Consider the following 25624-nt stretch of genomic DNA (forward strand, 5'->3'; position numbering starts at 1 on the left):
TAGTATATTTATTATACTGAGAAATCTCGAAAAAGCGTTTGCAAAATCAAGTCATTTTTTTATTCAGAAAAAATGTAAGCGATTTCTAAAATGAATTTAAACAGAAGATAAGAGTGGGAGGAAGAGGAGTTTTAAAGTAGCACTGAGAAATAGAATTGTCGCCAGAGAAACTGGGCTCTTGCAGTAGCTGACTGCTTTTGTTCATTAGGAGAATTTGATGAAACAGTATTTTTTTGAAAGAAGTCGTATATTTAGTATTCGTAAACTAACGGTTGGTGTAGCCTCTGTGGCAGTTGGACTGGCTTTTTTTGCATCTGGAAATGTTGCCGCTAACGAAGTTGTGACAGAGCCAAAACTGGAAGTAGAAGGTCAAGCAAAAGAAGTAATCGATGTTGATAAAGAAAAAGCGGAAGCAGTTAAGGAAACTAAAGAAGTAGTGAGTCCTGTTAATGAAGAAGTTGCTAAACAAGCAGCTCCTGCTACAGAAAAAGTAACAGAAGAGGCTAAAACTAGTGAAGAGGCTGGAGATTTACTTCCAGAAGAAATTCCTGACCGTGCTTATCCTGATACGCCAGTGAAAAAAATTGATACTTCAGCTATTGTATCAGAAAAGGATAGCCCGAAAGTAGAAACTAAGAGTATTCTAAAAGCTGAAGAAGCAAGTGCAACTGGAGGAGAGAAAGAAAATAGAGCCATTATCAATGGTGGTCAGGATCTCAAACATATTGACTATGAAGGACAACCAGCTACATCTGCGACTATGGTTTATAGCATTTTTAGCTCTCCACTTGCAAATGGTGGGAAGCAGGATTATCTCAATTCTGGCTCTGGTATCTTTGTTGCACCAAATATTATCTTGACAGTAGCACACAACTTCTTAGTCAAGGATGCGGATACCAATGCGGGATCTATCCGTGGTGGTGATACTGCTAAATTCTACTACAATGTCGGTTCAAATAGTCCAAAGGTCAGATCTCTACCAAACTCAGGGAAGACGGTTATTTTCAAGGAAAAGGATATCCATTTTTGGAATAAAGATAAGTTTGGTGAAGGTTACAAGAATGACCTAGCCTTGGTCGTAGCACCTGTTCCACTTCAAATCGCTAGTCCAAATAAGGCCGCAACCTTCACTCCTCTGGCAGAGCATCGGGAATACAAAGCTGGAGAACCTGTTAGTACCATTGGTTATCCTACAGATTCAAGCTCACCAGAATTGAAGGAGCCGATTGTTCCAGGACAGTTGTATAAGGCTGACGGTGTTGTTAAAGGTACTGAAAAATATGATGATAAGGGAACAGTAGGTGTTACCTATCGTTTGACTTCTGTATCAGGCCTTTCTGGTGGCGGTATTATCAACGGTGATGGCAAAGTCATCGGAATTCACCAACGTGGTACTGTTGACAATATGAACATTGCTGAAAAAGATCGCTTTGGTGGAGGTCTGGTCTTGTCTCCAGAACAACTAGCATGGGCTAAAGGCATCATTGAAAAATACGGTGTCAAAGAAGGCTGGTATCAAGGGGACAACGATAATCGCTATTACTTTGATTCAAAAGGACAATTACTCAGAAATACCACAGCTGTCATCGGTGGAAACAAGTATGCCTTTGATAATAGTGGACTTGCGACCCTAGTTGAAGGTGTTGACTATGGACGAGTTGTTATCGAACATGTGGACCAAAATGATAACCCAGTCAAAGAAAACGATACTTTTGTAGACAGGGCAGAAGTTGGAGCACAATTCAATTATAACTACAAATCGGAGATTGAAAAAACAGATTTCTACAAGAAGAATAAAGAAAAATATGAGATTGTTTCAATTGGTGATTCTCCAGTCAATAAACAATTGAAAGACGCTTGGGATGAGGATCATAGTGTTGTGAGCAAGGCTCCCGCAGGAACTCGTGTCATTAAAGTAGTCTATAAAGTTAACAAAGGTTCCTTTGAGGTTCACTATCGCTTGAAAGACTCTGATAAAGAGTTGACGACTGCAGATGTGGACAATAACGAAGGTAAAGAATACGATGTTTCCTTTGTTCATAAATTCCAAGCTAAAGAAATTGCAGGTTATCGTGCAGTCAATGCAAGTCAAGAAGCAACTATCAAGCATAAAGGGGTGAATGAAGTTATTTTTGAATACGAAAAGATTGAAGATCCAAAACCAGCAATTCCTGTAACTCCAGTGGTTGATCCAAAAGATGAAGAAACTGAAATTGCTGCTTACGGTCCACTTCCAAGCAAGGCTCAGTTGGACTACCACAAGGAAGAATTGGCTGCCTTCATCCACTATGGTATGAATACCTATACTAACTCTGAGTGGGGGAACGGTAGAGAAAATCCTCAAAACTTTAACCCGACTAACCTTGATACAGACCAGTGGATTAAGACATTGAAGGATGCCGGATTCAAACGAACAATTATGGTCGTTAAACACCATGACGGATTTGTCATCTATCCTTCTCAATACACAAAACATACCGTAGCTGCTAGTCCATGGAAAAATGGTAAGGGTGACCTTCTTGAAGAAATCTCAAAATCAGCAACTAAGTATGACATGAATATGGGTGTGTACCTATCACCATGGGATGCAAATAATCCAAACTATCACGTGAATACTGAAAAAGAGTACAACGAATACTACCTTAACCAACTCAAGGAAATCCTTGGCAATCCTAAATACGGGAATAATGGTAAATTCATCGAAGTATGGATGGACGGTGCGCGTGGTAGTGGAGCTCAAAAAGTAACCTATACCTTTGACAAGTGGTTCGAGTACATCAAGAAAGCTGAAGGGGATATCGCTATCTTCTCTGCTCAACCGACAAGCGTACGTTGGATTGGTAATGAACGTGGAATCGCTGGAGATCCAGTTTGGCATAAAGTCAAGAAAGCTAAAATCACCGACGATGTGAAGAATGATTATCTCAATCATGGGGATCCAGAAGGAGATATGTACTCAGTCGGTGAAGCAGACGTTTCTATCCGTTCAGGTTGGTTCTACCATGACAATCAACAACCAAAATCAATCAAAGATTTGATGGATATTTACTTCAAGTCTGTTGGTCGTGGAACGCCACTTCTACTCAATATTCCACCAAATAAAGAAGGTAGATTCGCAGATGCAGATGTCGCTCGCTTGCAAGAATTCCGAGCAACATTGGATCAAATGTATGCGACTGACTTCGCTAAGGGTGCAACAGTTACTGCAAGCTCTACTCGTAAGAATCACTTGTATCAAGCAAGCCACCTAACAGATGGTAAGGATGATACGAGCTGGGCACTAGCAAATGATGCTAAGACAGGTGAATTCACTGTCGATCTTGGTCAAAAGAGACGCTTTGACGTAGTCGAACTCAAAGAAGATATCGCTAAAGGTCAACGTATCTCTGGCTTCAAGGTTGAAGTTGAGCTCAATGGACGTTGGGTACCATACGGTGAAGGGTCAACTGTTGGTTATCGTCGCCTTATCCAAGGTCAACCAGTAGAAGCACAAAAAATTCGCGTGACCATTACTGGTGCACAAGCGACACCTATTTTGACAAACTTCTCTGTTTATAAGACACCAAGCAGTATTGAGAAAACAGACGGCTACCCTCTAGGATTGGATTACCATTCAAATACAACAGCTGATAAAGAAAATACAACTTGGTATGACGAATCTGAAGGTATCCGCGGAACATCTATGTGGACAAACCAAAAAGATGCAAGTGTAACCTACCGCTTCACTGGAACAAAAGCATATGTAGTATCTACAGTGGATCCAAACCACGGTGAAATGTCAGTTTACGTAGATGGTCAGAAGGTTGCAGACGTGCAAACCAATAATGCATCTCGTAAACGTAGCCAGATGGTTTATGAAACAGATGATTTGGCTCCAGGTGAACATACCATCAAACTTGTTAACAAGACTGGTAAACCTATTGCGACTGAAGGTATCTACACTCTTAACAATGCCGGCAAAGGTATGTTTGAGATGAAAGAAACTACCTATGAAGTTCAAAAAGGCCAACCAGTTACTGTAACCATCAAACGTGTTGGTGGTAGCAAAGGAACAGCAACAGTCCATGTTGTAACAGAACCAGGAACAGGGGTTCATGGTAAAGTGTACAAGGACACAACAGTTGACTTGACTTTCCAAGATGGTGAAACTGAGAAAACAATCACTATCCCAACTATCGACTTTACAGAACAAGCTGATTCAATCTTTGACTTCAAAGTGAAAATGACTAGCGTTTCTGACAATGCCCTTCTTGGTTTTGCTTCAGAAGCTACGATTCGAGTGATGAAGGCAGAACTACTCCAAAAAGACCAGACAAGCTATGACGATCAAGCAACTCAGCTTGACTATAGCCCAGGTTGGAACCATGAAACCAATTCTTCAGGTAAATACCAAAACACTGAGTCTTGGGCATCATTCGGTCGATTGAATGACGAGCAAAAGAAAAATGCTAGTGTAACAGCCTACTTCTACGGAACAGGTCTTGAAATCAAAGGTTTTGTTGATCCTGGACATGGTATCTACAAGGTTACTCTAGATGGTAAAGAACTTGAGTATCAAGATGGCTTAGGGAATGCGTCTGAATACAATGGTAAGAAATACTTCAGTGGTACAGCTACTACCCGTCAAGGTGGTCAGACTCTCGTTCGTTTGACTGGACTCGAAGAAGGTTGGCATGCTGTAACCTTGCAATTGGATCCAAAACGTAATGATACTACGAGAAATATTGGTATCCAAGTTGACCAGTTCATCACTCATGGTGAAGATAGTGCTCTTTATACCAAAGCAGAGTTAATCCAAGCCATGAAGAGCTGGAAGGATGAGTTGGTTAAGTTTGACCAGACAAGCTTGAAGAATACTCCAGAGGCACGTCAAGCCTTCAAGTCAAACTTGGATAAATTGTCTAAGCAACTTTCAGCAAGTGATGCCAATGCACAAGAAGTTCTGAAAACAGCAACAGCTTTGCAAACGATCCTAGATAAGGAAGAAAATTATGGCACAGATGATACGCCAACACCAGAACAGCCAGAAGAACCAAACTATGACAAGGCTATGGCAAGTCTAACAGAAGCAATTGAAAGAAAAACAGCTGAGCTCGGTGATGACAAGGAAGCTAAGAAGAAGCTAGTTGCATTAACAGAGCAAGCCTTGACAGCCATCCAAGAAGCTAAGACTCAGGACGCAGTAGATAAGGCCTTGCAAGCTGCTTTAGCATCAATTAATCAGCTTCAAGCGACTCCGAAAGAGGAGCCGGCTCCAGAAGAACCAAAACAGCCAGAAGAACCAAACTATGACAAGGCTATGGCAAGTCTAACAGAAGCAATTGAAAGAAAAACAGCTGAGCTCGGTGATGACAAGGAAGCTAAGAAGAAGCTAGTTGCATTAACAGAGCAAGCCTTGACAGCCATCCAAGAAGCTAAGACTCAGGATGCAGTAGATAAGGCCTTGCAAGCAGCTTTGGCATCTATCAACAGTCTTCAGGCGACTCCGAAAGAGGAGCCAGCTCCAGAAGAACCAGCACAGCCAGAGGAACCATCAAAACCAGAAGAGTCTAAAGTTGACTACCATAAGGCAATTGCAGATTTGACTGAAGCTATCGAGAAAAAAGCAACAGAACTTGCCGATGATGTAGCTGCTCAGGAAAAACTCGTTGAACTTGGAGAACAAGCTCTTGCAACTATCCAAGAAGCTAAGACTCAGGATGCAGTAGATAAGGCCTTGCAAGCAGCTTTGGCATCTATCAATGAGCTTCAAGCAACTCCAAAAGAGGAGCCAGCTCCAGAAAAACCAACACAACCAGAAGAGCCAGCAAAACCAGAAGAACCAACACAGCCAGAGGTACCAAGCAAACCAGAAGAGCCTAAGCTTGACTACGATAAAGCTATGGCAAGCTTGTCCGAAGCCATTAAAAGTAAAACAGCTGAGTTGGGTAATGACAAGGAAGCTAAGAAGAAACTAGTTGAACTAGCAGAACAAGCCTTAGCTGCTATTGAAGAAGCGAAGACTCAAGATGCTGTTGAAAAAGCCTTGCAAGACGCTTTGACATCTATCAATCAGCTTCAAGCGGCTCCGAAAGAGGAACCAAGCAAGCCGGAAGAACCTGCAAAACCAGAAGAACCAAGCAAACCAGAAGAGTCTAAGATTGACTACGATAAAGCTATGGCAAGCTTGTCCGAAGCTATTAAAAGTAAAACTGCTGAGTTGGGTGATGACAAGGAAGCTAAGAAAAAACTCGTTGAGCTAGCAGAACAAGCCTTAGCTGCTATTGAAGAAGCAAAGACTCAGGATGCAGTAGATAAGGCCTTGCAAGACGCTTTGACATCTATCAACAATCTTCAGGCGACACCAAAAGAGGAACCTACTCCAGAAGAGCCTGCAAGACCAGAGGAGCCAAGCAAACCAGAAGAGGAAGAGAAACATTCAAATCTTCCAGCTGAAGGTGTTAAAGAATTGAGTGTAACTCAACCAAGCCTTGAAGTAACGACAGAGCCGATTGCCTTCAACACTATTCGTCGTGAAAATTCTCTCTTAGCTAAAGGTAAGGAACAAGTCGTTTCTGAAGGAAAAGACGGACAAGTAACGACCTATGTAGAAGTTGACGGCAGCGATCGTAAGGTTCTTAAGGTTGAACGTGAGGAAGCTCAAGACCGCATCGTTGAAGTAGGTACTCAAGAAGGAACTGCTATGCCGACAGAAGGCGTTATGAATTTGGACTTTAATCTACCAAATCTAAAAGTAGAGAAAGAACCAATCGCCTTCAAGACTGTTCGCCGTGAGAATGCTGATTTAGCTAAAGGTAAGGAACAAGTCGTTTCTGAAGGAAAAGACGGACAAGTAACGACTTATGTAGAAGTCGATGGTGACAACCGTAAGGTTCTTAAGGTTGAACGTGAGGAAGCCCAAGACCGCATTGTCGAAGTTGGAACCAAGGAAGAAAGTCCATCAACTGATAGCACATTGAAGGTCTTGAAAGATTCATCAACAAACTTGAAACTGATTGCTCGAGAAGGGGACCTCAATGGTGGTTCTGTTCTAGAGGTCGATAAGGTTGCTAACCAGGTCTTGGAAGGTCGCCGTTTCGATGCTTATCAAATTCAATTGAAGAATGAGAAAGGCGAACCTGTTAAATTGAAAGGTGCAGCCCTTATTCAAGTTGCTGTGGCGTCTGATGTAGCCAATGTCTATGCTATGAATGCAAATCAAGAATTGCAGGAAGTGAAGTTTGAACAGAAGGGTTCAGCACTTGAATTTGTAGCTCCACACCTAGGTGTCTATGCGGTAGTGTACAAGGATGCAGCTCAACCAAGTGCACCAGCAAATGTAGAAACTCCTGCTCCACAACCTATGGGAGAAGATAAGCCTTTAGCAGAAGCGAAGGGAACTGTAGCAGATTCTGCTAGCAAACAGTTGCCGGCAACAGGAGAAGAAGTAAGTTCAGCTCTCTTGCCTGCCCTCACTCTTGTTTCAGGAATGATGCTATTCTTCTTCAAAAAAGATATGAAGGATTAGCAGAGACTAAATCAAAGAAAGTGTTTTAAACACTAAAAAAGGGAGTCCCATAGTGGACTCCTTTTTGTGGGGAAAAATATTTTAAATAGAAAACCCTGAATTGTTTTCAATTTCAGGGCTTTCTATTTCTTGTGTTTCTGCGATAACCATTCAATCTATTATTCTCCCAATAGCTATTAAAGATTTTTTCTTTACTTTCACGATCAATCTCTAGGAAATAAGCGTAGAGTAAATCAATGATAATCAGCATTGGAATCTGAGCAGAAATTCGTTGAATATAAGATGCTTGGTTTTGGCTTGCGACCAAAATGGTTTCTGTAAATGCTTGAGTATCCTTATTCGGTGAACTTGTAAATAGAACCGTCTTAGCTCCCATATCCTGGGCATCTAATAAACTATCGATGATGGACGGTGTTGTTCCTGAGAGGGAAAAACCAAAGACCAGACATTTTTCATCAATGATACTAGTCGTCCAGGCAAAACCGTCTGGATCTGTTAAGGCTTCACAGACGACACCCAATCTCATAAAACGTAGCTTCATCTCACGTGCGACTAGACCAGAACTCCCAGTTCCGAAAAAATACACTCGTTCTGATTGTTCAATCATCTGAGCTACACGTTCCAACTGCTCATCGTCAATCAATCCTTGAGAAATTTCTCGCACATTTGCATAGCTTCTGAGAACTCGTTGAGTCAAAGGATTCATATCCTGTTGAGGAGCAGAAAGAGTGTCTTTTTGTTGTTGATATTTGAAGATGAATTCTCGATAGCCCTTAAAACCACACTTCTTGGCAAAACGAGTGAGCGCCGCCTGGGAAATATGAAGTTTTTGCGTGACTTGTTGAGAGGATAAGTCATCGTTTATGGTATCTGCCTGCAGAAAATAGCGGGCAATTTCTTGCTCTAAATCGGTCATTTCTTCAAAGTGAAGCTCAATGATTGTAGAAATATCTTGCTTATTCATGGGACTCCTTTGACAGCTATTTGCCTGAATTTATTTGATAAATCTAACAAATAAAATAGTGCACACTTCCATTATATCATAGAAAATAATTTTTGGGCCAAAAAGGAAAAGTCTTTTCTTTTACCATAATTTTCTGATTAAATTATGGTACAATGAAGAGTGTGATTTTGATTAGAAATGAGATTGATGTGTATGAGAAAATTCAATAGCCACTCGATACCGATACGGCTTAATTTGTTATTTGCAATCGTCATTTTGCTTTTTTTAACAATTATTGGCCGTTTGCTTTATATGCAAGTTCTTCATAAGGATTTTTATGAAAATAAACTAGCTTCTGCTAGCCAAACTCGAGTAACCATGGGTTCCGCTCGTGGAGAAATTTATGATGCAACAGGAAAACCTTTAGTCCAAAACACCGTTAAACAAGTTGTTTCATTCACACGAAGTAACAAGATGACTGCGGCTGATTTGAAGGATATTTCTAAAAAATTGTTGACTTATGTCACAGTCACTTCTCCAGAGTTGACGGACCGACAAATGGCTGACTACTACTTGGCGGATGCCGAAGTTTATAAGAAGACAGTTGAAGCTCTTCCTAAGGATAAACGTTTTGATTCTGATGGCAATCAGCTGTCCGAAGCTCAACTTTATAACAACGCTGCTGAGAGTATCACTTCTGATCAGCTGAACTATTCAGAGGATGAAAAGAAGATTATCTACCTTTTTAACCAGCTCAATGCAGTTGGTAATTTTGCGACTGGGAATATTCAAACCGATCCTTTGAGCGATACACAGGTAGCTGTGATTGCGTCTGCTTCAAAGGAATTGCCAGGTATTTCTATCTCTACCTCATGGGATCGAAAGATCTTAGAGACGTCTCTTTCATCTATTGTCGGAACTGTTTCTAGTGAAAAATCCGGTCTTCCAGCAGAAGAAGTAGACACTTATTTGAAAAAAGGCTATTCGCTCAATGACCGAGTCGGGACTTCCTATCTTGAAAAGCAATACGAAGAGGTATTGCAAGGGAAACGGACCGTCAAGGAAATCCATTTGGATAAGCACGGAGACATGGAGAGCGTAGAAAATATCGAAGAAGGTAGCAAGGGGAAAAACATCAAATTAACCATTGATTTGTCCTTCCAAGATAGCGTAGACAGCCTTTTGAAGAGTTATTTTAATTCTGAACTTGCAAATGGTGGTGCTAAATACTCAGAAGGTGTTTATGCAGTAGCCCTTAATCCTAAGACAGGTGCTGTATTGGCAATGTCAGGAATAAAACACAATCTAGAAACAGGAGACTTGACACCAGACTCACTTGGTACAGTAACCAATGTCTTCGTACCAGGATCTGTCGTTAAGGCAGCTACCATCAGTTCAGGTTGGGAAAATGGGGTCTTGTCAGGAAATCAAACCTTGACAGATCAACCAATCGTCTTCCAAGGCTCTGCGCCTATCAATTCCTGGTATACCCCTTATTATGGTTCTTTCCCGATTACAGCAGTTGAGGCTCTAGAATATTCATCTAATGCCTACATGGTTCAAACTGCGTTAGGAATGATGGGTCAGACCTATCAACCAGAGATGACAGTCAAAACCAACCAACTTGAATCTGCCATGGGAAAACTTCGTTCAACCTTTGGTGAATATGGTTTAGGAGTTTCTACAGGAATTGACCTACCAGATGAGTCAACAGGCTTTATCCCTAAAGACTATGATTTGGCTAACTATCTAAATAATGCCTTTGGACAGTTCGATAACTACACACCAATGCAGTTAGCTCAGTATGTGGCGACCATTGCTAATAATGGGGTCCGCTTATCTCCTCGTATTGTAGAAGGTGTCTATGACAACAACGAGCAAGGTGGTCTGGGAGAACTCATTAAGCAAGTTGACAGTACAGAAATGAATAAAATCAATATTTCTGAGTCAGATATGGCCATTCTACAAAAAGGATTTTACCAGGTGTCACATGGGACTAGTGCACTTACGACAGGGCGTCCCCTTTTAGATGGGGCAACGGTCTCTATCAGTGGTAAGACTGGTACAGCCGAAAGTTATGTAGCTGATGGTAAAAAGGCAACCAACACTAATGCAGTTGCCTATGCCCCATCAGATAACCCTCAGATTGCAGTTGCGGTTGTTTTCCCGCATAATACCAATCTAAGCAATACTATCGGACCATCCATTGCCCGAGATATTATCAATCTCTACAACCAACACCATCCAATGAACTAGAAAGGAAGCCATGCTTTACCCAACACCTATAGCTAAACTGATTGACAGTTATTCTAAACTTCCGGGTATCGGGATTAAGACAGCAACCCGACTGGCCTTTTATACTATTGGGATGTCGGATGATGACGTCAATGAATTTGCAAAAAATCTCCTTGCAGCCAAGCGAGAATTGACCTATTGCTCTATTTGTGGACGTTTGACAGATGAGGATCCTTGTTCTATCTGTACCGATCCTAGCCGTGATCAGTCTACGATTCTGGTCCTGGAGGATAGCCGAGATGTTGCTGCTATGGAAAATATCCAGGAATACCACGGACTTTACCATGTTTTACATGGCCTCATTTCCCCTATGAATGGAATTAGCCCAGATGACATCAACCTCAAAAGTCTCATGACTCGCCTCATGGATAGCGAAGTTTCAGAGGTTATCGTGGCCACCAATGCAACAGCAGATGGTGAGGCGACCTCCATGTATATCTCTCGACTTCTTAAACCTGCAGGGATTAAGGTTACTCGTCTAGCACGAGGTCTAGCAGTCGGAGCTGATATCGAATATGCAGATGAAGTAACGCTCCTAAGAGCTATTGAAAATCGTACAGAACTTTAGTCTGTAAGAATATAGAACAGGCAATTAGTTAGCAGATAAGACTTTAAGAAATCAAGAGACTGGATTTATTTTTAATCCAGTCTCTTTTGTGCTATTCAAGTTTAAAAAAATAAACAAATGTGATATACTAAAAAGCGAGTATTCTAGTAGAAATAGGACAATCATATGAAACAAACAATTATTCTATTATATGGTGGACGCAGTGCAGAGCGTGAAGTGTCTGTGTTGTCAGCTGAGAGTGTCATGCGTGCGGTTAACTATGACCATTTTGCAGTCAAAACTTTCTTTATCAGCCAGTCTGGTGATTTCATCAAAACCCAAGAATTTACCCAAACTCCTGGCCAAGATGAACGTCTCATGACCAATGAAACGATTGATTGGGACAAGAAAATTGCTCCAAGTGCCATCTACGAAGAAAGCGCAGTTGTTTTTCCAGTTCTTCATGGACCTATGGGAGAAGACGGTTCCGTTCAAGGTTTCCTAGAAGTCTTGAAAATGCCTTATGTCGGTTGCAACATCTTGTCTTCAAGCCTTGCTATGGACAAAATCACGACTAAACGTGTCTTGGAATCTGCTGGCATTGCCCAAGTCCCTTACGTAGCTATTGTTGAAGGAGATGACTTAGCTTCTAAAATCGCAGAAGCTGAAGAAAAATTAAGGTATCCAGTCTTTACCAAACCATCTAATATGGGTTCTAGTGTTGGTATTTCTAAGTCTGAAAATAAAGAGGAGCTCCATCAAGCTCTCGAACTCGCCTTTAAATATGATAGCCGTGTCTTGGTAGAGCAAGGCGTCAATGCGCGTGAAATCGAAGTTGGGCTTTTAGGAAACTATGATGTCAAGAGCACTCTACCTGGTGAAGTTGTCAAGGACGTAGCCTTCTATGACTACGAAGCAAAATACATTGATAACAAGATTACTATGGATATTCCAGCCAAGATTAGTGATGATGTAGTAGCAGTCATGCGTAAAAATGCAGAAGCTGCCTTCCGTGCTATTGGCGGGCTTGGTCTCTCACGTTGTGATTTCTTCTATACAGATAAGGGAGAAGTTTTCCTAAATGAGCTCAACACCATGCCAGGATTTACCCAGTGGTCTATGTATCCATTGCTCTGGGACAATATGGGGATTAGCTATCCAGAACTAATCGAGCGTTTGGTTGAGCTTGCTAAAGAAAGCTTTAACAAGCGTGAAGCGCACCTATTGTAAAGATAGCTATAAGGGCGGGATAAGACTCCCTGCCCCTTTTTAAAGGAGTAAACATGAAACTTACGATTCACGAAGTTGCGCGTGTTGTCGGTGCAAAAAATGATGTGACAAGCTATGCGGACAGCGCGCTAGTCAAGGCTGAGTTTGATAGTCGTTTGATTGGACCTGGTGATCTATTTGTGCCACTCAAGGGGGCGCGTGATGGTCATGACTTTATCGAGACTGCTTTTGAAAACTGCGCTGCTGTAACCCTGTCAGAAAAGGAAGTAGCGGGTCATCCTTACATTTTAGTAGAGGATGTTTTGACAGCCTTTCAAGCTCTTGCAGCTTATTACCTTCAAAAAACAGGAGTAGATGTCTTTGCTGTTACAGGTTCAAATGGGAAGACAACGACCAAGGATATGTTGGCTCATTTGCTTTCTACAAGCTACAAAACCTACAAAACGCAAGGAAATTACAATAACGAGATTGGATTGCCTTATACAGTTCTCCATATGCCGGATGATACTGAAAAGTTGGTCTTGGAGATGGGACAGGATCACTTGGGAGATATTCATCTTTTGTCTGAACTGGCTCATCCGAAAACAGCTATTGTGACTCTGGTCGGAGAGGCACATTTAGCCTTCTTCAAAGATCGTTCAGAGATTGCCAAAGGTAAATTACAGATTGCTGATGGAATGGCGAACGGTAGCTTGCTTTTGGCGCCAGCTGATCCCATTGTAGAGGATTATCTACCTGCTGACCAAAAAGTAGTTCGTTTTGGTCCGGGTGCAGAACTCGAGATTACAGAATTAACTGAGCGTAAGGATAGCTTGACTTTCAAGGCTAATTTCTTGGAGAAATCCCTTGATTTGCCAGTAACAGGTAAGTACAATGCGACTAATGCTATGATTGCTTCTTACGTTGCCCTGCAAGAGGGAGTGACTGAGGAGCAGATTGGTCAAGCCTTCCAAAATCTAGAGTTGACCCGAAATCGTACCGAGTGGAAAAAAGCTACCAATGGAGCAGATATCCTATCAGATGTTTACAATGCTAATCCAACAGCCATGAAGTTGATTTTAGAAACTTTCTCTGCTATCCCAGCTAATGAAGGTGGCAAGAAAATCGCAGTTTTGGCGGATATGAAAGAACTTGGAGGCCAGTCTGTTCAACTTCATAATCAAATGATTTTGAGTCTTTCACCAGATGTCCTTGATACCGTTATTTTCTATGGTGAAGACATTGCGGAATTGGCCCAACTAGCCAGTCAAATGTTCCCAATCGGTCATGTTTATTACTTTAAGAAAACAGCTCATGAAGACCAGTTTGAAGCCATGGTCAAGCAGGTCAAGGAGAGTCTTGGAACTAAAGACCAAATTCTGCTTAAAGGTTCGAATTCTATGAATCTAGCTAAGCTAGTAGAAAGTTTAGAAAATGAGTGCAACTAATTTTGCTAAGTATCTACAGAGGATGTTGGCTATCACTGATACTGGTTTAACCTATACAAAGGACCCCTTTGACCGTGAACGCTATGAGGATTTACGTCAGATTTTATGGAGCTTATTACAGGATCAAACAGAGCTTAATAAAGAGGAATTGACTGCAATTTTTCAGCCGTCAGGTAGCTATGCAACTCCCTTGATGGATGTAAGGGCTTGGATTGTTCAAGACCAGAAGATTTGTTTGGTTAGAGGACAAGGAGAGGATACTTGGGCATTACCTGGTGGCTTTGGTGAAGTAGGCTATTCCCCTAAGGAAAATATCCGAAAAGAAGTCCAGGAAGAAACAGGCTTTTCTGTAGAGGTAGGTTCTTTATTGGCAGTTTTTGATACCAACCGCTTTCAACTTCAGAACAAGCAGTATGCAAAGTTCGTATTTGACTGTCAGTTATTAGATGGGCAATTTCAAGAAAATCAAGAAATTGCGGAACTTGAATTTTTTAATATTGAGAATCTCCCACCCCTATCTGAAAAACGAATAACCCAAGAACAAATGGAAATTCTATGGCAGGTCTATCATGGTGAGCGGGAACAATATGTCGATTAGAAGCTTTGCTTTATATTAAGATCGACAGTTTCTTTTACACAAAATTATAAGAAATAAATGTAAGCTAGGCTCTATGGAGATAAGTAAGAAAATAGCTTATATGAAAATGAGGAAAGTTACATGAATGTTTGGGATGCTTTATTTAGCACGCAGCCGACGGAGCCACCCCGATTTGATCTTCTTTGGTATGGAAGTCTATTTACTTTATTGGCATTGACTGTATTTCTTGCCTATCGCTATGGTGATAAAAAAGTTTGCCAACGATTTTTCCAGATTTTACAGGCTCTGCAGTTAATCCTGCTCTACGGTTGGTATTTGGTCAACCAGATGCCTCTAACAGAAAGTCTGCCCTTTTATCATTGCCGTTTAGCAATGTTTGTAGTGCTTTTGATTCCTGGTGTCTCTAGAGTCAAACAGTACTTTGCTGTGCTGGGAACCTTTGGGACTTTGGCGGCCTTTGTTTATCCAGTGCCAGATCCCTATCCCTTCCCCCACATCGCTATCCTGTCCTTTATATTCGGACACCTAGCCCTCTTTGGAAATTCCTTGATTTATCTTTTGAAGGACTATGATGCTAGCTTATTGGACTTCAAACGAATCCTAATCATCACATCTTCGCTTAATGCGCTGATCTTTGTGGTTAATCTAATGACGGGTGGAGATTATGGCTTTTTGACAAAACCACCATTGGTTGGAGACCACGGTCCTTTGATCAATTATCTAGTCGTTACGCTATTCTTGACTTTCGCCATTTACATAGTCTCTAAAGCTTTTCAGACCATGCTTGAGGAGAAGGGGGAAAGAAGACTACGAATCTGGCAGAAATAAAAAAATATTTTTCCAACCTCTTGACTTTTATCTGAGATTTTTGATACAATAGTAGGCGGTATTGTTTACCCCATTTGTAAGGCCCCGGAACCTTTCAAATAACTTGCGGACCGGAACATCCGCCCTGTAAACAAAAACGACATTCATATAGGAGAAATCATGAACAAAACTACATTCATGGCTAAACCAGGCCAAGTAGAACGCAAATGGTACGTTGTTGACGCAACTGATGTACCTCTTGGACGCCTTTCAGCAGTTGTTGCTAGCGTACTTCGCGGAAAAAACAAACCAACATTCACACCACACACTGATACAGGTGACTTCGTAATCGTTATTAATGCTGAAAAAGTTAAATTGACTGGTAAAAAAGCAACTGATAAGATTTACTACACTCACTCAAACCACCCAGGTGGATTGAAATCAATCTCTGCTGGTGAACTTCGTTCTAAAAATGCAGTACGTTTGATCGAGAAATCAGTTAAAGGTATGCTTCCACACAATACTCTTGGCCGCGCTCAAGGTATGAAATTGAAAGTATTCGTTGGAGCTGAGCACACTCACGCTGCACAACAACCAGAAGTTCTTGATATTTCAGGACTTATCTAAGGAAAGGAACAATAAAGTATGTCACAAGCACAATATGCAGGTACTGGACGTCGTAAAAACGCTGTTGCACGCGTTCGCCTTGTTCCAGGAACTGGTAAAATCACTGTTAATAAAAAAGATGTTGAAGAGTACATCCCACACGCTGACCTTCGTCTTGTAATCAACCAACCATTCGCAGTTACTTCAACTGCAGGTTCATACGACGTTTTCGTTAATGTTGTAGGTGGTGGATACGCTGGTCAAGCAGGAGCTATCCGTCACGGTATCGCTCGTGCCCTTCTTCAAGTAGACCCAGACTTCCGCGATTCATTGAAACGCGCAGGACTTCTTACACGTGACTCACGTAAAGTTGAACGTAAGAAACCAGGTCTTAAGAAAGCTCGTAAAGCATCACAATTTAGTAAACGTTAATTCGAAAGAATTACTATACTTACAAAGAGCACCTTTCGGGGTGTTCTTTTTTATTGATATTTTGTAGATTTATACTTAGAAATCTCCTTGAAGGGCATCAGGTAAATGAAAAATTCGGCGATCATATCCTATTTTTTCGTGCTTTAGTCTAATACCTATAATGTAAAAAACTCTAGCTATCAGGTAGTTGATAGTTAGAGTTTTTTTCTATTCATATGATTTAATGAGATGAAATAAGGCTTCTACTTCTGATGACAGTGTAGCTGATTTGAGATAAGCATAATAAACTGTAAATGTTATCTGGTCCTCCGGTATTAGAGGGATTTTTATTAAATCATCATCTTCATCAGAAAGTGCGATATCAGCTAGTAAACTAAGGCCAATCCCTTTCTTTAAAAGTTCTTTAATGATGACAATGTCGTCACTCTTAAAGAATATTTCTGCCTTGTTTTGATGCTTTTGATTAAGGAGTTCAAAAGCTTTCAGGTGAACAAAGTGTTCGTCTAAAAGTATAAAGGATTGATCTACTAAATCTTCAAAAGTGAGGGAAGGAGCGGTAGCAAGAGGATGGTTCTTAGATAAAACGACATACAGTTCTTTATGAAAGAGTTCATGTGTCTCTATTGAAGGATGATTGAGTGGTTCAATCAATCCGAGTAGGCTTGCATCAAGGTCTCCCTTGAGGAGAAGGTTTAATAACTCTACGGAGCCACCACGGATAGGGCGTACTTTTTTTAAAAAATCGAATTTATCTTTTTCGTTTAAGGCAGCAAAGAGATACTGAATGATAATAGGAGGGAATCCTACAGTAGAGTATTGGGCTAAGGAACGATTGATTTCTTTGCGACTAGAAATGACCTCAGGTAAGATCTTTTCTGTATGCCTTAGAAGGATTTGTCCTTGAGGAGTTAGTTTGAAGGAACGATGCGAAGGATCATGGTGAATCAATTTGCAATTAAAAGATTCTTCTAAGCGCTTGATGGCATAAGAAATAGATGGTTGGCTGACTTTGTGTTGTTTTGCTACTTCCGTATAGGATTGAAGCTGGCAGAGGTCATAAAAATATTGTAGATCTTTTAAATTCATATGGGCTCACTTTCATTAAATGGAGAAAAAATTGGAAATCACCAGATAAATAAATCTTATCCGTATCCTACAATTTGACTATACGAGTATTCGCCGGTTAAAATGTAAGTGAGTCAGGGATATCAAAGGTTATCTAAGATACTTTCAAAAATGACCAACATCTTTTCTCGTTTATCAATAGGGAGTTGTTTAACCTTCATGTTGATTCTTTTGAGTGAAAGATTGTCGGTCTTATCAGAGGTTGATTCAAGGCTATCAAAATTGAAAAATTCCTCTGGGGTCATCTTTAGGGCGACAATCACTTTTTCAAGACTGTGAATGGTCAGATTCACATTTTGGTTTTCAAGTTGATTGATATACTTAAGCCCGAGCCCCGCTTGTTCCGAAAGTTCTTCCTGGCTCATTTTTTTCTGTGTTCGAAAATATTTCACTTTTTGGGAAATATAGTGTTGTAAATAGTTTTTATTCGTCATATAAATAGAATACAAGTTTTGCATGACAAAAAAACATCTTAAAAAATACAAAGTATTGTATAACAAACTTATATAATATTTATTTTAATTCGGATTGCCAATTTGTATGATTAGTTTCTTTTACTCGAAACTTTTAGTAAAGAGTGATCATCGAGAGTTTTATGAGTTCAGAACTTTATAAAATATAACAACTTAAAGTGCCATTAACAATAGTGTTTTAAGTATAAAGAGCTTATTAGAAAATTGTCTTCGTAGACTCATTATAACATATGCGTACACAATAGTATTTTTTAAACAACAAAGTTTTCCAAACAATTCATTTTAAGTGGTATAATAGAAATAAAAAGGAGGTTGCACTATGACTGCACATGATATTTTAAACAATCCTTTCCTTAATAAGGGAACTGCCTTTACCTTAGAGGAGCGAAAGGAACTAGGCCTTATTGGATTATTGCCACCTTACGTTCAAACCATCGAGGAACAAGCGGCACAAACCTATGCACAAATGCAAACAAAGGTCAATGATCTGGAAAAACGTTTGTTCTTAATGGAAATCTTTAATACCAACCGGACTCTTTTCTATTACCTCTTTTCTCAACATTTGGAAGAATTCAATCCAATTGTATATGACCCAACCATTGCAGATACCATTGAAGGCTATAGTGACCTCTTTGTAGATCCCCAATATGCGGGATATCTTGATATTAATCATCCTGAAAACATTGAAGCCACTTTGAAAAATGCAGCAGGGGACCGTGAGATTCGACTCATTGTAGTAACAGATGCAGAAGGAATCCTTGGAATCGGTGACTGGGGAACAAATGGTGTCGATATTTCTGTTGGGAAATTGATGGTCTATACGGGTGCTGCTGGAATCGATCCTTCTATGGTCCTTCCTTTAGTCATTGATGCAGGAACTAACCGTGAAGAACTTCGGAACAATCCTAATTACTTAGGAAATCGTCATGAACGTGTCCGCGGAGATCGTTACTACGACTTCATTGACCAATTTGTTCAAACAGCAGAACGGCTTTTCCCTAAACTTTACCTTCACTGGGAAGATTTCGGACGTTCTAATGCTGCCAATATTCTTGAGAAATATCGGAAACAAATTCCTACCTTTAATGATGATATCCAAGGTACAGGAATCGTTACCTTGGGTGGTATCTTTGGTTCACTGGATATTAGTGGTGAAAAATTAACCGATCAAGTTTATCTCTGCTATGGTGGTGGTACTGCGGGTGCAGGAATTGCCTCTCGTGTTCTTCGTGAAATGGTGAGTGAAGGTCTTTCCGAAGAAGAAGCTTATAAACGTTTCTTTATGGTGGATAAACAAGGTCTTCTCTTTGATGATATGGATGACTTGACACCACAGCAAAAACCGTTTGCGAAGAAACGGTCGGATTTTCCTAATGCTGATAAATTAACAGATCTATTAGAAGTCGTTAAAACTGTTAAACCAACTATTTTAGTAGGAACTTCAACTCAGCCAAATACCTTCACTAAAGAAATTGTAGAAGCTATGTGTGAAAATACAGAACGTCCAATGATCTTCCCTTTGTCAAATCCAACCAAACTAGCTGAAGCTAGTGCCAAAGATTTGATTGAATGGTCAGATGGTAAGGCTTTTGTCGCAACAGGAATTCCTGCTGATACGGTTTCTTATAAAGGTGTAGACTATGTGATTGGTCAAGCCAATAATGCCTTGATTTACCCAGGTCTTGGTCTAGGTATGCTGGCTTCTGAAGCAAGTCTTTTGACAGATGAAATGATTGGAGCAGCGGCTCATTCGTTGAGTGGTATTGTCAATCCAGGCCAACCAGGAGCTCCTGTCTTGCCACCATTCAAGTATGTAGCAGATGTTTCTATTAAAGTAGCAGAAGCAGTCGCTAAAAAAGCGCAAGAGCAAGGTCTTGCGCGTGCTAAGGAAATAGATATGGCCAAAGCAGTTCGTGATTTGAAGTGGTATCCAGAGTATAAATAATTCATTGCTGCTGTCTATCCTTCGCTAGCGACAGATTTGTATGGGCTGTGGACTTAAGCAATTTAGAAAGGATACCTATGTCACTCTTTTTAACCTCGATTACGAGTATCATTCCGATTATCGCTATCATTGTTTTGGGGTATATTCTTCAGGTGAAGGGATGGTTTGGAGATGCTTTTGGACCTAACCTATCTCGTTTGATCATGAATGTAGCCTTGCCAGCGTCAATCTTTGTGTCGGTGATGAAATACCTAACACTAGATAAACTAATCAGTCTTTCTGGAGGTCTCCTTTATACATTTGTGGCCTTTATCTTGGGCTATATCGTAGCTTATATTGCAGTTGTGGTTTTCAAGGTTCGTACAGGACGGCGAGGAACCATGATTAATACCTTTGTGAATGCCAATACTATTTTTATTGGTTTACCTTTAAACGTTGCTCTTTTTGGGGATCAGGCTCTTCCTTATTTCTTAATTTACTATATTACCAACACGATTTCCACCTGGACATTGGGCGTGTATTTGATGACGAGTGACAGTAAATCGGGTCAAAGCAAGAAGACAAGTAAATTTGATTGGAAGAAATTGCTACCAGCTCCGCTTGTAGGTTTTCTTGTGGCTCTACTGTTTTTGATTCTTCGAATCTCTATTCCAGATTTCGCAACGAATACCTTAACCTATGTTGGAAATATCGTCACTCCCCTCTCTCTGATTTATATTGGTATCGTTCTTGCAAAGGCAGGCTTGAATACGATTCGTTTTGATAAAGATACAATTGTCACTTTGGTTGGACGCTTTATTTTAGCTCCCCTAATCATGCTTCTTGTATTGAAGTTCTTTGCCCCAAATATGGTAACGGCTGAATTTAAGACCTTTATGATTCAGTCTGCTACGCCAGCTTTAGCCGTTCTTCCGATCCTTGCTAGTCAGGGAAAAGGAGATGTGGAATTCTCTACGAATGTGGTGACTCTAAGTACGGTTCTATTTATCGTTGTTATTCCAATATTACAAACTTTATTAGGATAAGAAGGAAGAGGATAGGATTGAAAGTTTTGCGTTAAGAAATTTCACTATTTTAGATACATCTATTCCTATTTCTTGAAATCAAAATCGGCAGAAACTCTTCGGACGTTTCCTATCAAGCGCTTTTGAGCTGTCCTAAAAGCCAAACTTTTCAAACTAGGATTGAAAAAAGCTCGTAAAGCATCACAATTTAGTAAACGTTCTTCGAAAGAATGACGATACTTACACAGAGCACCTTTCGGGGTGTTCTTTTTTAAGCCTCAATAAGAGAGTTCACCCCCAAAAATCACACCACTAGTCTTTGTCTTATATAATTTGTTCCTAGTATCAGTTTAGTATGATATAATTAAATACGAATAATATAAAGGAGTTATAAATGAGAATAGGAAAAGGTATCAATTGGATTTTGATTCTGTTAAGTTGCTTAATTGCTATAGTACTGATAAGTTTTATGTTTTTCTTTAATCATAAGAAGCATGATGCAGAAGCAGTAAATACTACAACAGAACAGGTCTCTACTACTAGTACGACAACGACTAGTACAACAACCACTAGTTCAACGACTACTCAAGATAGTGTTACGACTACTGAGGAAAAAATCTCGACACAAGAAGAGCAAACGAATGCTAAATCACAAAAAATAGATGAGCAAGCCATTCTAAATGGAGATTTCTCTACTCTAGTTGGAACGTGGAGAAATGGACTTGGCCAAGAGTTTACATTTGATAAAAATGGATTAGTAAACAGTGGGAACATTGAGAAAGTGAGCATGGGTAACCATGGAACTATTGAATTCAGTGTTAGATCTGGTTTTACAGGGTATGGAATGAGTGTTTACCCTGCTGGACTTATTATAGATGGGTTAGATTCTGACTTAAGTAAAAACAGACTTACTGCTGGTCAAGCTGCTCCAACTAGCTCAGAACAAGTTTTTTATAAAGTAGACTAAATGATTAACCATCTCATCAAATTTGAGGTGGTTTTCTTCTTTATTTGTGAGTTGTGATCATTTTATGAAGGTTAATCAAGTATGCTTCAAAAATAGCTTCCATAAGCGTTCCAGCCTGTTTAGCAAGATGTTGGAATTTATGAGGACCTTGACGGGTATTATTTTTCTTCATAGTATGTTGTGTTATAATGTAGATACGATATGAATAAATTAAGATATCTCTGTAAATTCTGTAAATGTCACTTTGTGTGAACATGAGTACATTTGAATTTATAGAATGATAGGAGGTGGTTTACAATGATAAGTTTAGAGCTGATGTCTGAAGAAAATAGCATAGATGTTTATTCTTTTGAAAAAGAAAATCGGGAGTATTTTGAGCGGAATTTACCTCCTAGACCAGCTACCTATTTTGATTCAGAAGGTTTTAAAGAAATTACAAGGGAATTGTTAAGGGAACAAGAGAATCATGATGTCTACATGCATCTTATTAGAGATGCACAAGGTACTATGGTCGGAAGAATCAATTTAAGTGTCTTAGAGGATGATCGAAAAACAGCAGAACTTGGATATAGGATCGGAGAAAATGTTACTAATTTAGGTTATGCAAGTGAAGCGGTTAAACTCGTTTTAGAAAAGGCCTTTACTACTTATGGTTTACATAAGATTATCGCAGGGACGGCAACGGACAATCTGATCTCTCAGAGAGTGCTTTTAAAAAATGGTTTCACCTTTAGTAGAATCATAGAGAATGACTTTCAAATGCATAACGAGTGGATTCATACGGCAGTATTTGATATAAGAAATCTATAGCATCATCATTACCAGTCGTTTGCCAAAACTCAACATTTCTAGTAGACATTCGTCTACTTTTTTTATATAATAAAACTAAACCAAAATGGTTGAGTTTCGAAAAAAGTCAACCTACGATGAAATATCCCACTAGGAGGAAACCATGTACCAACCAGAAAAACTCAAGGCTCGAAGAAAAGAGTTAAAGTTAACACAAAAAGAGATTGCGGAGCAGCTTGGCATTAGTTTTCAGGCCTATTCGGCTTGGGAGCGTGGAGTCAAGGAGCCTTCTAAAGAAAAAGTTAAACAGCTAGAAGAGATTTTAAAAGTACCAAAAGGCTATTTTACTCAAATCGAGATTGTCCGTCTCTATAATAGCCTTTCCAATAAAGGAAAAGAAAAGGTGATAGTCTATGCTCGCGACTTGGCTCAAGAAGAACAAGTCAAGAAGGTGACTGCTATTTCAGAAAAACTTTTCGAGTATCATGTCTATGAACGCATGTCCGCTGGGATTGGTGCTTCGGTTTATGATGATCGAAACTTTGATACGGTTTACTTTAATGAGGAACTAGCTCACGATTTTGCTTCATGGGTCTCTGGAGATTCCATGGAACCCAAATATCAAAATGGTTCAGTAGCTCTGATTCGAGAGACCGGATTTGATTATGACGGTGCTGTCTATGCAGTGGTCTGCAACAATCAGACCTATATCAAACGGGTCTACCGAGAAGAAGATGGCTTACGTTTGGTTTCCATCAATCCTAAATATAAGGATATTCACATTTCTTACGAAGAAGATCCGCGGATTGTGGGTATTATCGTGGGCAATTTCGTACCCATGGAGGGATAGCCTATGGGCTACTTTGATTATTCCAGAGAGCCCCAAAGTGATATTGCCTTTGTCGATATGAAGTCCTTTTATGCCAGTGTTGAGTGTGTGGAAAGAGGACTCCATCCCCTTAAAACCTCCCTTTGTGTTATGAGTCGGGCGGATAATTCTGTTGGGCTGATTCTTGCCTCCTCGCCTATGTTTAAAAAGGTTTTTGGGAAAGCAAATGTCGGACGTGCCTATGACCTGCCCTTTGATATTAAGACGCGTAAATTTTCCTACTGTAATGCCAAAAAACAAGGCTTACGGACAGACCCGGACTATGTGAAATTTATCGAAGATTGGGCTCGGGTGACCGTTATTGTCCCTCCTCGGATGGATAAGTATATCGCAGTCAACATGGAAATTCAGCGCATTTTCCAGAATTATGGCAGTCCAGATGATATTTATCCTTATTCAATTGATGAAGGCTTTATTGACCTAACCAGTTCGCTCAATTATTTTGTCCCGGACCAGCAGATTTCTCGTAAAGATAAGCTGGACATGCTTTCGGCTCGTATCCAGAGAGATATCTGGCGGCAGACCGGGATTTACTCGACGGTCGGCATGTCGAATGCCAATCCCCTGCTTGCTAAGTTGGCCTTGGATAATGAAGCCAAGCACACACCGACCATGCGAGCCAATTGGTCTTACCAGGATGTGGAAGACAAGGTCTGGTCCATTCCAAAGATGACCGACTTTTGGGGGATTGGGCATCGGATGGAGAAGCGCTTGAATAGCTTGGAAATCTATTCGATTAAGGAATTAGCCAATAGCAATCCGGATTTCCTGAAGAAGGAACTTGGTCAAGCTGGACTTCGCTTGTGGTTTCATGCCAATGGAATTGATGAGAGTAATGTTCATAAGCCCTATAAAGCCAAATCTCACGGCTTGGGCAATTCGCAAATTTTACCGAGAGATTATGTCAAGCAGCGAGACATCGAAATTATCCTTCGAGAGATGGCTGAACAGGTGGCTGTCAGGCTTCGACGGGCCAGAAAGAAGACGACAGTGGTGTCTATCCATCTTGGCTTTTCTAAGCAGGAACAAAAACGCTCCATCCATACCCAGATGAAGGTGGAGCCAACCAATAACACCAGTATTTTGGTCGGGCATGTCCTGCAATTATTCCATAGCAAATATACTTCTGGGGCTGTCAGGAGTGTTGCCGTTAGTTATTCAGGATTTGTGGACGAATCCTTTGCGTTGATTTCCCTTTTTGATGAGGTTGACAAGCTAGAAAAAGAAGAAAGGCTCCAGACTGCCATTGATTCCATTCGAGAACAATTCGGCTTTACTTCTCTCTTGAAGGCGACTGCTTTAGAGGAGGCGTCGAGAAGTATTGCCAGAAGTAAGCTGATCGGAGGGCACTCTGCTGGAGGATTAGATGGACTAAAATGATTGATCGCTCTTATTTGCCCTTCCAATCCGCGAGGGACTATCAAGATCCAGGCATGCAGAAGTGGATGGGCTTTTTTCTATCGGAGCATACCAGTTCACTCCGTGCAGAAAAAAATCGTGTCGATTTATCGACAGATTTGAATCCAGTCGAGAAGTTGTTGCTACTTTCCCAGCTCTACGTTGGGCGACTAAAAGGCTCTTTTATGGTCAAGGAGAAAAATCATAAAAGCACGATATTGGGTGAAGTAAGAGAATTATCTCCTCAAGAAATCTCTATTAGAACGGATGAAGGCTATCGATTAATCAGGCTAGATGATATTCTCACAATCCAACTGTGTCAGGAGGAAGTTGATGACTAGAAAAGAGTTATATGAAAACAAATTGCAGATGGACTATTTTTCAGATGACTATATTCGTTTTGAGGAAGATTTCCAAAAATACTCTGCCATGAATGTACCCTTGACTTTCTTGATTGATGATATTCTACGAACCATGGCCATTAACCAAAAGGACTACTTTGTCTTAAACAAGGAGAATGCCAAGGATGGTAGGGAACATCGGTTTTATTTTAGGGTGAAGATGGAAAAAGATTGTCCACGTACTCGAACCTATGTCTATCTGGGACTCAGGCAAAATCATCAGTAAAGATTCTAGGCGTAC

20 protein-coding genes and 2 pseudogenes are annotated in these 25624 nt (G+C 40.4%); 18 read left to right on the forward strand and 4 right to left on the reverse strand.

What is annotated here, in order from left to right; genetic code table 11:
* Positions 1-217: 217 nt before the first annotated feature.
* On the forward strand, positions 218-7507 hold the full coding sequence (locus QM382_RS07575) for an alpha-L-fucosidase (protein ID WP_414272917.1): 7290 nt from the start codon (positions 218-220) through the stop codon (positions 7505-7507).
* 112 nt (positions 7508-7619) lie between these two features.
* On the opposite strand, the gene QM382_RS07580 is transcribed toward QM382_RS07575, so the two are convergent.
* Positions 7620-8471, reverse strand: a complete 852-nt coding sequence (locus tag QM382_RS07580; protein ID WP_414272918.1) for a MurR/RpiR family transcriptional regulator — start codon at positions 8469-8471, stop codon at positions 7620-7622.
* A 192-nt stretch (positions 8472-8663) separates the two neighbouring features.
* Between QM382_RS07580 and pbp2b the strand changes: the two genes are divergently transcribed.
* The 9 genes and pseudogenes from pbp2b to rpsI all read left to right on the forward strand — a co-directional run bounded on the left by pbp2b (position 8664) and on the right by rpsI (position 16392).
* The gene (gene pbp2b, locus QM382_RS07585; RefSeq protein WP_414272919.1) at positions 8664-10706 is read left to right on the forward strand and encodes a penicillin-binding protein PBP2B; all 2043 of its coding nucleotides are present in this window, start codon (positions 8664-8666) and stop codon (positions 10704-10706) included.
* A gap of 10 nt (positions 10707-10716) precedes the next feature.
* Positions 10717-11313 (forward strand): recombination mediator RecR, encoded by a 597-nt coding sequence (gene recR, locus QM382_RS07590; RefSeq protein ID WP_006152788.1) that lies wholly within the window; start codon positions 10717-10719, stop codon positions 11311-11313.
* A gap of 165 nt (positions 11314-11478) precedes the next feature.
* The gene (locus tag QM382_RS07595) at positions 11479-12522 is read left to right on the forward strand and encodes a D-alanine--D-alanine ligase (protein ID WP_414272920.1); all 1044 of its coding nucleotides are present in this window, start codon (positions 11479-11481) and stop codon (positions 12520-12522) included.
* Positions 12523-12575: 53 nt separating this feature from the next.
* Positions 12576-13949 carry a UDP-N-acetylmuramoyl-tripeptide--D-alanyl-D-alanine ligase gene (locus QM382_RS07600; protein WP_414272921.1) on the forward strand — a complete coding sequence of 458 codons (1374 nt, stop codon included), beginning with the start codon at positions 12576-12578 and terminating at the stop codon, positions 13947-13949.
* Positions 13936-14056, forward strand: a pseudogene (locus tag QM382_RS07605) (NUDIX hydrolase N-terminal domain-containing protein); the annotation flags it as partial. The gene QM382_RS07600 and the pseudogene QM382_RS07605, both read left to right, overlap by 14 nt.
* Positions 14057-14121: 65 nt before the next feature.
* A pseudogene (locus QM382_RS07610) lies at positions 14122-14547 on the forward strand (NUDIX domain-containing protein); the annotation flags it as partial.
* 120 nt (positions 14548-14667) lie between these two features.
* The gene (locus tag QM382_RS07615) at positions 14668-15375 is read left to right on the forward strand and encodes a TIGR02206 family membrane protein (RefSeq protein WP_178894581.1); all 708 of its coding nucleotides are present in this window, start codon (positions 14668-14670) and stop codon (positions 15373-15375) included.
* Positions 15376-15534: 159 nt separating this feature from the next.
* Positions 15535-15981: a 50S ribosomal protein L13 gene (gene rplM / locus QM382_RS07620; protein WP_002876943.1), complete on the forward strand. Its 447-nt coding sequence runs from the start codon at positions 15535-15537 to the stop codon at positions 15979-15981.
* An 18-nt stretch (positions 15982-15999) separates the two neighbouring features.
* Entirely contained in the window at positions 16000-16392 is a 393-nt protein-coding gene (gene rpsI / locus QM382_RS07625; RefSeq protein WP_002893764.1) for a 30S ribosomal protein S9, read from the forward strand.
* Between the two features lie 207 nt (positions 16393-16599).
* On the opposite strand, the gene QM382_RS07630 is transcribed toward rpsI, so the two are convergent.
* Together QM382_RS07630 and QM382_RS07635 are read right to left on the reverse strand one after the other, a co-directional pair.
* Entirely contained in the window at positions 16600-17478 is an 879-nt protein-coding gene (locus QM382_RS07630; protein WP_414272922.1) for a LysR family transcriptional regulator, read from the reverse strand.
* A gap of 122 nt (positions 17479-17600) precedes the next feature.
* Positions 17601-17951 (reverse strand): helix-turn-helix domain-containing protein, encoded by a 351-nt coding sequence (locus tag QM382_RS07635; protein ID WP_414272923.1) that lies wholly within the window; start codon positions 17949-17951, stop codon positions 17601-17603.
* A gap of 358 nt (positions 17952-18309) precedes the next feature.
* Between QM382_RS07635 and QM382_RS07640 the strand changes: the two genes are divergently transcribed.
* From QM382_RS07640 to QM382_RS07650, 3 genes are all read left to right on the forward strand, one after another.
* Positions 18310-19935 carry a malolactic enzyme gene (locus QM382_RS07640; protein ID WP_414272924.1) on the forward strand — a complete coding sequence of 542 codons (1626 nt, stop codon included), beginning with the start codon at positions 18310-18312 and terminating at the stop codon, positions 19933-19935.
* A 77-nt stretch (positions 19936-20012) separates the two neighbouring features.
* On the forward strand, positions 20013-20960 hold the full coding sequence (locus QM382_RS07645) for an AEC family transporter (protein ID WP_414272925.1): 948 nt from the start codon (positions 20013-20015) through the stop codon (positions 20958-20960).
* A gap of 448 nt (positions 20961-21408) precedes the next feature.
* On the forward strand, positions 21409-21906 hold the full coding sequence (locus QM382_RS07650; RefSeq protein WP_414256295.1) for a DUF6287 domain-containing protein: 498 nt from the start codon (positions 21409-21411) through the stop codon (positions 21904-21906).
* Between the two features lie 40 nt (positions 21907-21946).
* Here the strand turns inward: QM382_RS07650 and QM382_RS07655 are convergent, their stop codons facing one another.
* Positions 21947-22078, reverse strand: a complete 132-nt coding sequence (locus QM382_RS07655) for a hypothetical protein (protein ID WP_414272926.1) — start codon at positions 22076-22078, stop codon at positions 21947-21949.
* A 125-nt stretch (positions 22079-22203) separates the two neighbouring features.
* Here QM382_RS07655 and QM382_RS07660 point away from each other — a divergent pair, with 125 nt between their 5' ends.
* The 5 genes from QM382_RS07660 to QM382_RS07680 all read left to right on the forward strand — a co-directional run bounded on the left by QM382_RS07660 (position 22204) and on the right by QM382_RS07680 (position 25609).
* Positions 22204-22716 (forward strand): GNAT family N-acetyltransferase, encoded by a 513-nt coding sequence (locus tag QM382_RS07660; RefSeq protein ID WP_414272927.1) that lies wholly within the window; start codon positions 22204-22206, stop codon positions 22714-22716.
* A gap of 142 nt (positions 22717-22858) precedes the next feature.
* Entirely contained in the window at positions 22859-23545 is a 687-nt protein-coding gene (locus tag QM382_RS07665; RefSeq protein ID WP_414272928.1) for an XRE family transcriptional regulator, read from the forward strand.
* 3 nt (positions 23546-23548) lie between these two features.
* Positions 23549-24964: a Y-family DNA polymerase gene (locus tag QM382_RS07670; RefSeq protein ID WP_414272929.1), complete on the forward strand. Its 1416-nt coding sequence runs from the start codon at positions 23549-23551 to the stop codon at positions 24962-24964.
* Positions 24961-25323 carry a hypothetical protein gene (locus tag QM382_RS07675; protein WP_414272930.1) on the forward strand — a complete coding sequence of 121 codons (363 nt, stop codon included), beginning with the start codon at positions 24961-24963 and terminating at the stop codon, positions 25321-25323. Before QM382_RS07670 ends, QM382_RS07675 begins: the two co-directional genes overlap by 4 nt.
* Positions 25316-25609: a DUF5960 family protein gene (locus QM382_RS07680; protein WP_414272931.1), complete on the forward strand. Its 294-nt coding sequence runs from the start codon at positions 25316-25318 to the stop codon at positions 25607-25609. Before QM382_RS07675 ends, QM382_RS07680 begins: the two co-directional genes overlap by 8 nt.
* Positions 25610-25624 lie beyond the last annotated feature (15 nt).

The sequence above is a fragment of the Streptococcus infantis genome, from assembly GCF_047465185.1.
Lineage (GTDB): Bacteria > Bacillota > Bacilli > Lactobacillales > Streptococcaceae > Streptococcus > Streptococcus infantis_O.